The 14,464-nt window shown below is 43.9% G+C and carries 10 protein-coding genes; 8 read left to right on the top strand and 2 right to left on the bottom strand.

What is annotated here, in order from left to right; genetic code table 11:
- The first annotated feature begins 445 nt into the window (after positions 1–445).
- From secE to rpoC, 8 genes are all read left to right on the top strand, one after another.
- Positions 446–832, top strand: a complete 387-nt coding sequence (gene secE, locus PR766_RS17535) for a preprotein translocase subunit SecE (RefSeq protein WP_006657042.1) — start codon at positions 446–448, stop codon at positions 830–832.
- Positions 833–1,378, top strand: coding sequence for a transcription termination/antitermination protein NusG (gene nusG / locus PR766_RS17540; RefSeq protein ID WP_006657043.1), 546 nt, complete (start codon positions 833–835; stop codon positions 1,376–1,378).
- A gap of 165 nt (positions 1,379–1,543) precedes the next feature.
- A complete protein-coding gene (rplK, locus tag PR766_RS17545) occupies positions 1,544–1,972 on the top strand; it encodes a 50S ribosomal protein L11 (protein WP_006657044.1) in 429 nt (142 codons plus the stop codon).
- A gap of 4 nt (positions 1,973–1,976) precedes the next feature.
- Entirely contained in the window at positions 1,977–2,678 is a 702-nt protein-coding gene (gene rplA, locus PR766_RS17550; RefSeq protein ID WP_006657045.1) for a 50S ribosomal protein L1, read from the top strand.
- Positions 2,679–3,012: 334 nt separating this feature from the next.
- Positions 3,013–3,510 carry a 50S ribosomal protein L10 gene (gene rplJ, locus PR766_RS17555; RefSeq protein ID WP_006657046.1) on the top strand — a complete coding sequence of 166 codons (498 nt, stop codon included), beginning with the start codon at positions 3,013–3,015 and terminating at the stop codon, positions 3,508–3,510.
- Positions 3,511–3,570: 60 nt separating this feature from the next.
- Positions 3,571–3,936, top strand: coding sequence for a 50S ribosomal protein L7/L12 (gene rplL, locus PR766_RS17560; protein WP_006657047.1), 366 nt, complete (start codon positions 3,571–3,573; stop codon positions 3,934–3,936).
- A gap of 355 nt (positions 3,937–4,291) precedes the next feature.
- Positions 4,292–8,320 (top strand): DNA-directed RNA polymerase subunit beta, encoded by a 4,029-nt coding sequence (gene rpoB, locus PR766_RS17565; protein WP_154636073.1) that lies wholly within the window; start codon positions 4,292–4,294, stop codon positions 8,318–8,320.
- A gap of 109 nt (positions 8,321–8,429) precedes the next feature.
- Complete coding sequence (gene rpoC / locus PR766_RS17570; protein WP_006657049.1) at positions 8,430–12,653, top strand: DNA-directed RNA polymerase subunit beta'; 4,224 nt, start codon at positions 8,430–8,432, stop codon at positions 12,651–12,653.
- A gap of 67 nt (positions 12,654–12,720) precedes the next feature.
- On the opposite strand, the gene PR766_RS17575 is transcribed toward rpoC, so the two are convergent.
- Both PR766_RS17575 and PR766_RS17580 read right to left on the bottom strand, forming a co-directional pair.
- Positions 12,721–13,230, bottom strand: a complete 510-nt coding sequence (locus tag PR766_RS17575; protein ID WP_036963413.1) for a pyridoxamine 5'-phosphate oxidase family protein — start codon at positions 13,228–13,230, stop codon at positions 12,721–12,723.
- A 78-nt stretch (positions 13,231–13,308) separates the two neighbouring features.
- Positions 13,309–14,031, bottom strand: coding sequence for a class I SAM-dependent methyltransferase (locus PR766_RS17580; protein WP_154636072.1), 723 nt, complete (start codon positions 14,029–14,031; stop codon positions 13,309–13,311).
- Between the last annotated feature and the right edge of the window lie 433 nt (positions 14,032–14,464).

Here is a 14,464-nt window from a genome sequence, read left to right on the forward strand (position 1 = left end):
TCCGTGAAGGTGGTCGTACTGTAGGTGCGGGTGTTGTTGCAAGAATCATTGCATAATACCGCTCTTTCTGAATAAGAAAGAACCACTTTAGTAAAAAGGGCATCGACTGATGCCCTTTTTATACTCAAGTTTTTAAAATGCCAACGCTGTAAACCTAAGAACCTATCTCATCAATCGTTTTAATAATTATTGGTGAGATAGGCTCTGAAACAACGATTTACTAACTGTATTGAGAGCCCGATACAGTTATATGAGATTTATTAAGGTTTTGCTCAGAAGTTATGGTATATTTTACCGCTGCCACAAAAAGAAATTTATTTTCAGAATAGGGTGGTCAATAAATTTACTGGGTATGCTGGCATATTCTATTGGTGTGCTCTGATTGCCGTACTGTATAAGTAAGGCAAGCGGGCTTTATACATATTTCATGGTAACAGGTTGAATTATGAGTGCGAATAGCGAAGCTCAAGGAAGTGGACGCAGTGCAGACATCTTCAAATGGGTAGTTGTCTGTGCCTTACTATTAGTTGCTATCGTGGGTAACTATTACTTCCGTCAATATAATCTCGCACTGCGTGCTTTTGCAGTTGTAGCTGTAGTCGCTATTGCTGGTGCTGTTGCTTTGTGGACCACAAAAGGTAAAGCAACTCTGGCGTTTGCGCGCGAAGCTCGCATCGAGGTGAAAAAAGTCATTTGGCCTACTCGCCAGGAAGCATTGCAAACAACGTTGATTGTTGCTGCTGTAACGGCTGTAATGTCATTAATCCTGTGGGGATTAGATGGTATCCTAGTGCGTTTAGTTTCATTTATTACAAGCCTGAGGTTATTCTAAATGTCAGATTTACCTAAAAAACGCTGGTATGTCATTCAGGCATTCTCTGGTTTTGAAGGTCGCGTAGCACAGTCTCTGCGTGAACATATCAAATTACATAATATGGAAGAGTTGTTCGGCGATGTTATGGTTCCAACTGAAGAAGTTGTTGAGATCCGTAGCGGTCAACGTCGTAAGAGCGAACGTAAATTCTTCCCAGGCTACGTATTAGTTCAAATGGTCATGAACGATGACTCTTGGCACTTAGTACGCAGTGTTCCGCGTGTAATGGGCTTTATCGGTGGAACGTCAGATCGTCCAGCGCCAATTAGTGATAAAGAAGTTGACGCGATCATGAATCGCTTACAACAAGTTGGTGATAAGCCACGTCCTAAAACACTATTTGAACCAGGTGAGATGGTTCGTGTTAGCGAAGGTCCATTCGCTGACTTCAACGGTGTTGTTGAAGAAATCGACTATGAAAAGAGCCGCTTAAAAGTCTCTGTTTCCATTTTTGGTCGTGCAACGCCTGTTGAGTTAGATTTCGGACAGGTAGAAAAAGCCTAATTAATCCGAGTCTCAGACTTGCAAAAGGCGCGAAATTTTCATACAATTTCGCGCCTTTTGTTTTTTATGCTTGGCAAAATACTATACAAATAGGGTTTTGCGGGGCGTTAATGTAACGGGGAGCCTTATCGACTAAGGCGTTATTACCCAATTTGAGGAAATATCATGGCTAAGAAAGTACAAGCCTACGTTAAGCTGCAAGTAGCAGCTGGTATGGCAAACCCAAGTCCACCGGTTGGTCCAGCACTGGGTCAGCAAGGTGTGAACATCATGGAATTCTGTAAAGCGTTCAACGCAAAAACAGATAGCCTGGAAAAAGGTTTACCAATTCCTGTTGTTATTACTGTTTATGCAGACCGTTCATTCACTTTCGTAACTAAAACTCCACCGGCAGCAGTTCTGCTGAAAAAAGCGGCTGGCGTTAAGTCTGGTTCTGGTAAGCCGAACAAAGACAAAGTTGGTAAAGTGACTTCTGCACAGGTTCGCGAAATCGCAGAAACTAAAGCTGCGGATATGACTGGTGCTGACGTTGACGCGATGATGCGTTCAATCGCTGGTACTGCTCGTTCCATGGGCCTGGTAGTGGAGGACTAATAGAATGGCTAAACTGACTAAGCGCATGCGCAATATCCGTGAGAAAGTTGATGTAACTAAACAGTATGACATCAATGAAGCCGTTGCTCTGCTGAAAGAATTAGCGACTGCTAAATTCGTTGAAAGCGTTGACGTAGCTATCAATCTTGGTATCGATGCTCGTAAATCTGACCAGAACGTTCGCGGTGCAACTGTACTGCCACACGGTACTGGCCGTTCAGTTCGCGTTGCTGTGTTCGCACAAGGCGCAAACGCTGAAGCTGCTAAAGCTGCTGGCGCTGAACTGGTTGGTATGGAAGATCTGGCTGATAAAATCAAAGCTGGCGAAATGAACTTTGACGTTGTTATTGCTTCTCCAGATGCAATGCGCGTTGTTGGCCAATTAGGTCAAGTTCTGGGTCCACGCGGTCTGATGCCAAACCCGAAAGTTGGTACTGTAACTCCTAACGTTGCTGAAGCTGTTAATAACGCTAAAGCGGGTCAGGTTCGTTACCGTAACGACAAAAACGGAATCATCCACACCACTATCGGTAAAGCTGATTTCGACGCTGACAAATTGAAAGAAAACTTAGAAGCACTGCTGATCGCGCTGAAAAAAGCAAAACCAGCTTCTGCTAAAGGCGTTTTCATCAAGAAAATCAGCCTGTCCACTACAATGGGCGCAGGTGTTGCTATCGACCAATCTGGTCTGTCAGCAGCAGTTTAATTCCGTTAGCATTTGCTAATCGGTAATTAGGCTTTACCTTTGCGTTAGATTTGTATAAAATTTGACGCCTCGAGTTTGTTGGGGATAGAAATATGCCCAACAAACCACAAATTTCGGTATGGAGTCTGGCCTTTCCAGACCCCGTCCAAGACCGCAGGTGTAGTTTATTAGTTACTAGTAGCTACTTAATTTACCTGCGTAGACGGTGACAGAGATACCTAGAATTTATTCTGGATTTCTATTCTGCTCACCGTGTTTTAGCGCTCTTACATAATGTTGTGTTTGAGTGATGTGAGTCCCGGGTTTTCCCGGTTAATCCAGGAGCAAGAAGCTAATGGCACTAAATCTTCAAGACAAACAAGCGATTGTTGCTGAAGTCAGCGAAGTAGCCAAAGGCGCGCTTTCTGCAGTTGTTGCTGATTCACGCGGCGTAACTGTAGCAAAAATGACTGAACTGCGTAAAGCAGGTCGCGAAGCTGGCGTTTACATTCGTGTTGTTCGCAACACTTTGATTCGTCGTGCTGTTGAAGGTACAGCGTATGATGTACTGAAAGACGCGTTTGTTGGTCCAACCTTAATTGCTTTCTCTAACGAACATCCGGGCGCTGGCGCTCGTCTGTTCAAAGAGTTCGCGAAAGCGAATCCAGCATTTGAGATTAAAGCTGCGGCCTTTGAAGGTGAGTTAATCCAAGCGAAAGATATCGATCGTCTGGCAACTCTCCCAACTTACGATGAAGCAATCGCACGCCTGATGGCAACCATGAAAGAAGCCGCTGCCGGCAAATTGGTTCGTACTCTGGCTGCTCTGCGCGATCAGAAAGAAGCTGCATAAGCCCTTTCCTTCGTTGCTTTTTAACGTATAAACTATTTCTGAATTTTAGGAACACTTGTTATGTCTATCACTAAAGACCAAATCCTTGATGCAGTTGCAGAAATGTCTGTAATGGACGTTGTTGAACTGATTACTATGATGGAAGAAAAATTCGGCGTTTCTGCTGCTGCAGCTGTTGCTGTTGCTGCGGGCCCAGCTGAAGCTGCTGAAGAAAAAACTGAGTTCGACGTTGTTCTGGCATCTGTTGGTGCGAACAAAGTTGCAGTTATCAAAGCAGTACGTGGTGCAACCGGTCTTGGCCTGAAAGAAGCTAAAGACATGGTAGAATCAGCTCCAGCAGTTATCAAAGAAGCTGCAAGCAAAGACGAAGCTGAAACTCTGAAAAAATCTCTTGAAGAAGCAGGCGCTTCTGTTGAACTTAAATAAGTTCAAATTCAAGAACGCAGCTTAAGTAATTAGGCTGATGGCTGGTGATTTTATAATCACCAGCCTTTTTGCGCTGTAAGGCGTGATGGGTGTTAACAGCTTTTCACGCAGTTTTAATGTTAACAAACAACCCCCCAATACTTCTTTCTATTGACGACTTAATATACTGTGTTCTGCGCTACGACCCGCTCGGGTAGCTCGGTAGCCTCAGGAATGCAATGAAATGATTTAAGAGTAATAGCAATGAGTATTACGGAAAGTATTCATTTTCCATTTCTTCAAAAACGCGTTCCTGTTCTGTCCTTTACCTAAGGACGAACGACTTGGGTCACTGATCAACGAGCTGAGGAAACCTATGGTTTACTCCTATACCGAGAAAAAACGTATTCGTAAGGATTTTGGTAAACGTCCACAAGTTTTGGATATACCTTATCTCCTTTCTATCCAACTTGACTCGTTCCAGAAGTTTATCGAGCAAGATCCTGATGGCCAGAATGGTTTGGAAGCAGCTTTCCGTTCTGTATTCCCAATTCAGAGCTACAGCGGCAATGCGGAACTGCAATATGTCAGCTATCGTTTAGGCGAGCCTGTTTTTGATGTTAAAGAATGTCAAATTCGCGGTGTGACGTATTCTGCACCACTGCGTGTAAAACTGCGCCTGATCGTTTATGAGCGAGAAGCACCAGAAGGCACCGTTAAAGACATCAAAGAACAAGAAGTCTACATGGGTGAAATTCCACTCATGACTGAAAACGGAACTTTTGTTATCAACGGTACTGAGCGTGTTATCGTTTCTCAGTTACACCGTAGTCCAGGTGTATTCTTTGACAGCGATAAAGGTAAAACTCACTCTTCAGGTAAAGTGCTGTATAACGCACGTATTATCCCTTACCGTGGTTCATGGCTTGATTTCGAATTTGATCCGAAAGATAACCTGTTTGTACGTATTGACCGTCGCCGTAAATTACCTGCGACCATTATTCTGCGTGCAATGGATTACAACACCGAAGAAATCTTAAATCTGTTCTTCGAAAAAACTGTATTCCAAATTCGTGATAATAAACTGATGATGACGCTGATTCCTGAGCGTTTACGTGGTGAAACTGCTTCTTTCGATATCGAAGCAAACGGCAAAGTCTATGTTGAAAAAGGCCGTCGTATCACTGCACGTCATATTCGTCAGTTAGAAAAAGAAGAAATTAACAGCATCGAAGTTCCTGTTGAATACATCGCAGGTAAAGTTGTTGCAAGAGACTATATCGATGAGAGCACTGGTGAGCTGATTTGTGCAGCGAACATGGAACTGTCATTAGATATGTTGGCACGTCTGAGCCAATCTGGTCACAAAACAATTGAAACATTGTTTACTAACGACTTAGACCACGGTGCTTATATCTCTGAAACCGTTCGTGTCGACCCAACTAACGATCGCTTAAGTGCACTGGTAGAAATCTACCGCATGATGCGTCCTGGTGAGCCACCAACTCGCGAAGCGGCAGAAAACCTGTTCGATAACTTGTTCTTCTCTGAAGACCGTTATGACTTGTCTGCTGTAGGCCGCATGAAGTTTAACCGTTCACTGAACCGCGATGAAATCGAAGGTTCTGGTATCCTGAGTGAAGAAGACATCATTGATGTTATGCGTAAACTCATCGATATCCGTAACGGTAAAGGCGAAGTCGATGATATCGACCACTTAGGTAACCGTCGTATTCGTTCCGTTGGTGAAATGGCTGAGAACCAATTCCGTGTAGGTCTGGTTCGTGTTGAGCGTGCAGTGAAAGAGCGTCTTTCTCTGGGCGACCTCGATGCATTAATGCCACAGGATATGATCAACGCTAAGCCAATTTCAGCCGCAGTTAAAGAGTTCTTTGGTTCCAGCCAGCTGTCTCAATTTATGGACCAGAACAACCCACTGTCTGAAATTACGCACAAACGCCGTATCTCTGCATTAGGCCCTGGTGGTCTGACTCGTGAACGTGCGGGCTTCGAAGTACGTGACGTACACCCAACTCACTATGGTCGTGTTTGTCCAATCGAAACGCCTGAAGGTCCGAACATCGGTCTGATCAACTCATTATCTGTTTATGCACAGACCAATGAGTATGGTTTCTTAGAAACCCCTTACCGTTTAGTTCGTGATGGCATCGTAACGGATGAAATCCATTACTTGTCTGCAATCGAAGAAGGTAACTTCATCATTGCTCAGGCAAACACCGTATTAAGTGATGATGGTCGTTTCATCGAAGAATTGATCACTTGTCGTAACAAAGGTGAATCAAGCTTATTCAGCCGTGAACAAGTTGAATATATGGACGTTTCGACTCAACAGGTTGTTTCTGTTGGTGCGTCTCTGATCCCATTCCTTGAACACGATGATGCTAACCGTGCATTGATGGGTGCAAACATGCAACGTCAAGCGGTTCCTACTTTACGTGCTGACAAACCATTAGTTGGTACAGGTATGGAACGTGCAGTAGCGGTTGACTCCGGTGTTACTGCTGTTGCTAGACGTGGTGGTTCAGTTCAATACGTTGATGCTTCTCGTATCGTTATCAAAGTTAACGAAGATGAGATGTATCCGGGCGAAGCTGGAATCGATATCTATAACCTGACTAAATACACTCGTTCTAACCAGAACACCTGTATCAACCAGATGCCTTGCGTATCTTTAGGTGAGCCAGTTGAACGTGGTGATGTGTTAGCTGATGGTCCTTCAACAGACCTTGGTGAATTAGCACTTGGTCAAAACATGCGCGTGGCATTCATGCCATGGAATGGTTATAACTTCGAAGACTCCATCTTAGTTTCTGAGCGTGTTGTTCAAGAAGACCGTTTCACAACTATTCACATTCAGGAACTCTCTTGTGTGTCTCGTGACACCAAATTAGGACCTGAAGAGATCACTGCGGATATTCCAAACGTTGGTGAAGCAGCACTGTCTAAACTTGATGAATCCGGTATCGTTTATATCGGTGCAGAAGTGAAAGGCGGCGATATTCTGGTTGGTAAAGTAACCCCTAAAGGTGAAACACAATTAACGCCAGAAGAAAAACTGCTGCGTGCTATCTTCGGTGAGAAAGCGTCAGACGTTAAAGACTCTTCTTTACGTATTCCTAACGGTGTATCTGGTACAGTTATCGATGTACAAGTATTTACCCGTGATGGTGTAGAGAAAGACAAACGTGCTCTGGAAATCGAAGAAACTCAGTTACGTGATGCGAAGAAAGACTTAACAGAAGAACTGCGTATTTTTGAATCCGCATTGTTCTCTCGTATCCGTTCTGTACTGATCAGCGGTGGTATTGAAGCTGAAAAACTGGATAAACTGCCTCGTGACCGTTGGTTAGAATTAGCGTTAGCTGATGAAGAGAAACAGAACCAGTTAGAGCAATTAGCTGAACAGTATGATGAACTGAAATCTGAGTTCGAGAAGAAACTGGAAGCGAAACGTCGCAAGATCACCCAAGGTGATGACCTTGCTCCGGGCGTACTGAAAATTGTTAAGGTTTATCTGGCTGTTAAACGTCAGATCCAACCGGGTGATAAAATGGCGGGTCGCCATGGTAACAAAGGTGTTATCTCAAAAATCAACCCAGTTGAAGACATGCCTTACGATGAAAACGGTAACCCAGTTGACATCGTTCTGAACCCACTGGGCGTACCATCACGTATGAACATCGGTCAGATTCTGGAAACTCACTTAGGTATGGCTGCTAAAGGTATTGGTGAAAAAATCAATGCTATGCTTAAACAGCAGCAAGAAGTTGCCAAACTGCGTGAATTCATCCAGAAAGCTTACGATTTAGGTGATGATCCGCGTCAGAAAGTTGACTTAAATACTTTCTCTGATGAAGAAGTTATGCGTTTGGCTGAGAACCTGAGAAAAGGTATGCCAATTGCAACGCCAGTGTTTGATGGTGCGAAAGAGAAAGAAATTAAAGAACTGCTGAAACTGGGCGGTCTGCCAACTTCAGGTCAGATTACACTGTTCGACGGTCGTACTGGCGAGAAATTTGAGCGTCAGGTAACCGTAGGTTACATGTACATGCTGAAACTGAACCACTTGGTTGACGATAAGATGCACGCCCGTTCAACTGGTTCTTACAGCTTGGTTACTCAGCAGCCGCTGGGTGGTAAAGCGCAGTTCGGTGGTCAGCGTTTCGGGGAGATGGAAGTGTGGGCACTGGAAGCATACGGTGCAGCCTATACTCTTCAAGAAATGCTTACAGTTAAATCGGATGACGTTAACGGCCGTACGAAGATGTATAAAAACATCGTCGATGGCAGCCATCAGATGGAACCTGGTATGCCGGAATCTTTCAACGTATTGCTGAAAGAAATCCGCTCACTGGGTATCAACATCGAGCTGGAAGACGAGTAATTCGTTTTGTGCCGGAAGGTTCGCCTTCCGGCCCATGTAAGCACTGGGATTTGGGGAGAGTGGCCTCGAGCACTCACCTGACAGGTCTAACTCCGACAGGAGCCATTTAGTGAAAGACTTAATTAAGTTTCTGAAAGCGCAAACCAAGACCGAAGAGTTTGATGCGATCAAGATTGCTCTGGCATCACCTGATATGATCCGTTCATGGTCATTCGGTGAAGTTAAAAAGCCAGAAACCATTAACTACCGTACGTTCAAACCAGAACGTGATGGTCTTTTCTGTGCGCGTATTTTCGGGCCAGTAAAAGACTACGAATGTTTGTGCGGTAAGTACAAGCGTTTAAAACACCGTGGTGTGATTTGTGAGAAGTGTGGCGTTGAAGTTACACAAACTAAAGTTCGTCGTGAGCGTATGGGTCATATTGAACTCGCATCTCCGACTGCACACATTTGGTTCTTAAAATCACTGCCATCCCGTATCGGTTTGCTGCTCGATATGCCACTGCGCGATATCGAACGCGTTCTGTACTTTGAATCTTATGTTGTTGTTGAAGGCGGGATGACCAGCCTTGAGCGCGCACAGATTCTGACAGAAGAGCAATACTTAGATGCGTTGGAAGAGTTCGGTGACGAATTTGACGCAAAAATGGGTGCGGAAGCAATCCAAGGTCTGCTGAAAAACCTTGATCTTGAGAACGAGTGCGAAACGCTGCGTGAAGAGTTAAATGAAACTAACTCAGAAACCAAGCGTAAAAAGCTGACCAAGCGTATCAAACTGTTAGAAGCGTTCATTCAATCTGGTAACAAACCAGAGTGGATGATCTTAAACGTTCTGCCAGTTCTGCCACCTGATCTGCGTCCATTAGTTCCACTGGATGGTGGTCGTTTCGCAACATCAGATCTGAACGATCTGTATCGTCGCGTAATCAACCGTAACAACCGTCTGAAACGTCTTCTGGATCTGGCTGCGCCAGACATCATCGTACGTAACGAAAAACGTATGTTGCAAGAAGCGGTTGATGCACTGTTAGATAACGGTCGTCGTGGTCGCGCAATCACAGGTTCTAACAAACGTCCTCTGAAATCTTTGGCAGATATGATCAAAGGTAAACAAGGTCGTTTCCGTCAGAACTTACTTGGTAAGCGTGTTGACTACTCAGGTCGTTCTGTAATCACCGTAGGTCCATACCTGCGTCTGCATCAGTGCGGTCTGCCTAAGAAAATGGCACTTGAGTTATTCAAACCATTTATCTACGGCAAATTAGAATTACGTGGTCTGGCAACAACCATTAAAGCTGCGAAGAAAATGGTTGAGCGCGAAGAAGCGGTTGTTTGGGATATCTTGGATGAAGTTATCCGTGAACACCCAGTTATGCTGAACCGTGCACCAACACTTCACCGTCTGGGTATCCAAGCTTTCGAACCAATTTTGATCGAAGGTAAAGCTATCCAATTGCACCCACTCGTTTGTGCGGCATATAACGCCGACTTCGATGGTGACCAAATGGCGGTACACGTTCCTCTGACTCTGGAAGCTCAGTTAGAAGCGCGTGCGTTGATGATGTCAACCAACAACATCCTGTCACCTGCAAGTGGTGAGCCTATCATCGTTCCTTCTCAGGACGTTGTATTGGGTATCTACTACATGACTCGTGACTGTGTAAACGCGAAAGGCGAGGGCATGGTATTAGCCGGTCCTAAAGAAGCTGAGCGTGTTTACCGTTCAGGTCATGCTTCACTGCATGCCCGTGTTAAAGTCCGTATCACTGAAGAAGTGAAGGACAGCGAAGGTAACATTACGATTAACACTGGTTTAGTTGATACCACGGTTGGTCGTGCAATTTTATGGATGATCGTACCGAAAGGTCTGCCTTACTCTCTGGTTAACCAAGCGTTAGGTAAGAAAGCAATCTCCAAAATGCTGAACACTTGTTACCGTGTACTGGGTCTGAAGCCAACTGTTATTTTTGCTGACCAAATCATGTATACCGGTTTTGCCTATGCGGCACGTTCTGGTGCATCGGTTGGTATCGACGATATGGTTATTCCAGAGAAAAAAGCTGGAATCATCGCCGAAGCAGAAGCGGAAGTTGCAGAAATTCAGGAACAGTTCCAGTCTGGTCTGGTTACAGCAGGCGAACGTTATAACAAAGTTATCGATATCTGGGCAGCGGCAAACGAACGTGTTGCTAAAGCGATGATGGAAAACTTGTCTACTGAAGCAGTCATCAACCGTGACGGTGAAGAAGAACAACAAGTTTCTTTCAACAGTATCTTTATGATGGCCGACTCCGGTGCTCGTGGTTCTGCTGCGCAGATTCGTCAGCTAGCTGGTATGCGTGGTCTGATGGCGAAGCCAGATGGCTCCATCATCGAAACACCAATCACGGCGAACTTCCGTGAAGGTCTGAACGTTCTCCAGTACTTTATTTCTACCCACGGTGCTCGTAAAGGTCTTGCGGATACCGCATTGAAAACAGCGAACTCCGGTTACCTGACTCGTCGTTTAGTTGACGTTGCTCAAGACTTGGTAGTGACTGAAGATGACTGTGGTACTCACGAAGGTATCCTGATGACTCCGGTTATCGAGGGTGGCGACGTTAAAGAACCACTGCGTGAACGTGTACTTGGACGTGTAACAGCTGAAGATATCCTGATCCCAGGTACAGCTGATATTCTGGTTCCACGTAATACACTGTTACACGAAAAACTGTGTGACCTGTTAGAAGCTAACTCTGTTGATAGCGTGAAAGTACGTTCCGTTGTAAGTTGTGAAACTGACTTCGGTGTGTGTGCTCACTGTTATGGTCGTGACCTGGCTCGTGGTCATATCATCAACAAAGGTGAAGCTATCGGTGTTATCGCGGCACAATCAATCGGTGAGCCGGGTACACAGCTGACGATGCGTACGTTCCACATCGGTGGTGCGGCATCTCGTGCGGCAGCAGAATCTAGCATCCAAGTTCGTAACACAGGTACTCTGAAACTGGTTAACGCGAAATTCGTAACCAACTCAGAAGGCAAACTGGTTATTACTTCACGTAATACAGAATTGCGTCTGATTGACGAATTCGGTCGTACTAAAGAGAGCTATAAAGTTCCTTACGGTGCACACTTAACCAAAGGTGATGGCGCGTCAGTGATCGGCGGTGAAACCGTTGCGAACTGGGATCCACACACCATGCCAGTTGTCAGTGAAGTATCTGGTATCATCAGCTTCTCTGACATGCTTGATGGCCAGACTATGACTCGTCAAACTGATGAGTTAACCGGTCTGTCTTCAATCGTGGTTCTGGATACTGCTGAGCGTACAAGTGCTGGTAAAGACTTACGTCCTGCGCTGCGTGTTATCGATGCGAACGGCAATGATGTTCTGATCCCTAACACCGACATGCCAGCTCAGTACTTCTTACCGGGTAAAGCAATTGTTCAGTTAGATGATGGCATTGCGATCAATGCCGGTGATACTTTAGCGCGTATTCCACAAGAATCCGTCGGGACTAAAGATATCACGGGTGGTCTGCCACGCGTTGCTGACTTGTTCGAAGCTCGTCGTCCGAAAGAGCCTGCGATTCTGGCTGAAATCAGCGGTATTATCTCGTTTGGTAAAGAAACCAAAGGTAAACGCCGTCTGGTTATCACTCCATTAGATGGTAGTGAGCCATACGAAGAGATGATTCCTAAATGGCGTCAGCTCAACGTATTCGAAGGTGAAATCGTTGAACGTGGTGACGTTGTTTCTGATGGTCCAGAGTCTCCACATGACATCCTGCGTCTGCGTGGTGTTCATGCTGTGACTCGTTACATCACTAACGAAGTTCAAGAAGTTTACCGCTTACAAGGCGTTAAGATTAACGATAAACACATCGAAGTTATCGTTCGTCAGATGCTGCGTAAAGTCACCATCGCGGATGCAGGAAGCTCTGAATTCCTCGAAGGTGAGCAGGTTGAGTACTCTCGTGTTAAAGTTTCTAACCGTAAACTGGAATCTGAAGGTAAAATTCCGGCTAACTTTGATCGTGATCTGTTGGGTATTACTAAGGCATCTCTGGCAACAGAATCCTTTATCTCAGCGGCATCATTCCAAGAAACTACACGCGTACTGACAGAAGCTGCGGTAGCAGGTAAACGTGATGAACTGCGCGGTCTGAAAGAAAACGTTATTGTTGGACGTCTGATCCCTGCGGGTACTGGTTTTGCGTATCACCAAGATCGTATCCGTCGTCGTCATCTGAGCGAAGCTGTGGAAGCTCCACAAGTTAGCGCAGACGAGGCAACAGCGAACTTAGCTGAACTGTTAAATGCAGGCTTCACTAGCGACAATCAGAAATAATTTTTGATTGATAGAATCGCTTAATAGAACCGGTGTCGAAAGATACCGGTTTTTTTTTGCCAATGAGTTATTCATCATTCAGGTAACTTAGAGGCACCGAAACCCGTCTATTTTCTTTGTGTGTAACCCAACTTTCAATATCAACCAACCAGAATTGCTCAATGTCTACTTGATAAAATCGAGAATGCCCATTTTTTTGAAGTTGTTCTAAGGGAATCATGTCTGTTAAGTGCTGAGTATCGTCAAACGGTGTGAGTTGATAAAAATGTGAGTAAGCACTGATACATTCTTCATCAGATAGCTCACGGGCATGCCCGATAAATTGTGCGCCATCCAATCCTATCTCGGGATATTCAATTAAATCATAACGAAATAGAGAACCGCTCACTTGAGGGTTTTGTCGAATGTTTTGGGAATGCTGACTTTGATGACATGAAAACCAAATAAAGCGTAATGGATTAAGGAGTATTCTAGGCTCTACAGTAGAAGCCCACGGCGAATGATCGTTGCATTGCGTGGCAAAAGTGACAAAACGGGCGGTATGTAAGAGCGCTAAACTACGTTGTTTTAAACTCATGGGGTCTCCATTGTATGTGTGTAAGAAGAAAGTCCGTTATTGGGACTTTCGCGATAAGTTATTGTGTATTGAATTGAGTTAAGGGGTCTTTTTGTGCGCTGTGATAATGATGCAGTGGGGACATTGAAGATAGTTCAATAGCGCGGGATCGTTGTTTGAAAAGCTCGGTGAATAGGGGAGTGTCGTGACGTTACTAAAGCCTGCTTGTTCAAATGTACTCTTTAGGGTTTCCAAAGAATAATAATAGGTGGGGAGAGTGATATCAGTAGATGCTTCGCAGATATTTAGAGCCACCTGGCTGCCATCATGTAGAGTGTCCTGAGCAATTAAGCGAAAACCGTAAGGTCGATAGTACTCTGGGTCGGTCGAAAAGTTCGGGGATAGCGTTATCGCAATGATTTTCCCTTGAGGGGTTAAAGCTTGATACATGCTTTGGAGTAACGTAAGTAGATGTACTTTATTGACTGCGTAGGGCAGTAGATAGATAGCGATGACCACATCAAATGAATAATGGAGGATTGAGCTCATTTCATTAATATATTGAATATTTTTAGGTGTTCTGGCTTCATGTTCTTGAGCACTTTTTATCATTCCTATTGAGGTATCATAGCCAACAACATGCTTGTATCCTTGGCTTACTAACCAGCGAGATATTGCCCCTCCACCGCAGCCATAATCTAGTATCCTGACTAAAACATCTTCCCCTAACCACTTTTTTAAAGTCGGTAATTCGAGCATTTTTCGATATGGCCATAGCAAACTTTTATTATAGAAATCAGCTAAATTATTAAAGTTTTTCATTGTATATAGAGTTGAGATTTTTTATTAACAAGTTAACTTCATCATTATTTGAATGATTTATGAATAAAATAATATCTTTAATTAAGTATTTTTATAATGAATAAACACACCAATTAAATTTTAGAAGTAATATAGGTGAACATTAACTTAGTGAATATCATCTCATTTGTTAGTCACTAACAACTATTGAACCATATAGCGTAACTTTCTATTATGAATGATAAATTCAATAATTTTATGATGTTATTCTTCATTTTTTCTTTTTTTAGCAAAAGGATTTACTAATTTTATTTGTTAATAAATTGATTTTTAAATGGATTGATTAATTTTTATTAGTATTTTGACATTAATTATTATGTAAATTAAAAAGCGATTAAATTAATAATGGCGACCTTGAGTAAATTACTTAGGGGGTAGTTAGATACATCATAAA

The organism is Providencia sp. PROV208, from assembly GCF_028479465.1.
GTDB classification, from domain to species: Bacteria; Pseudomonadota; Gammaproteobacteria; order Enterobacterales; family Enterobacteriaceae; genus Providencia; species Providencia alcalifaciens.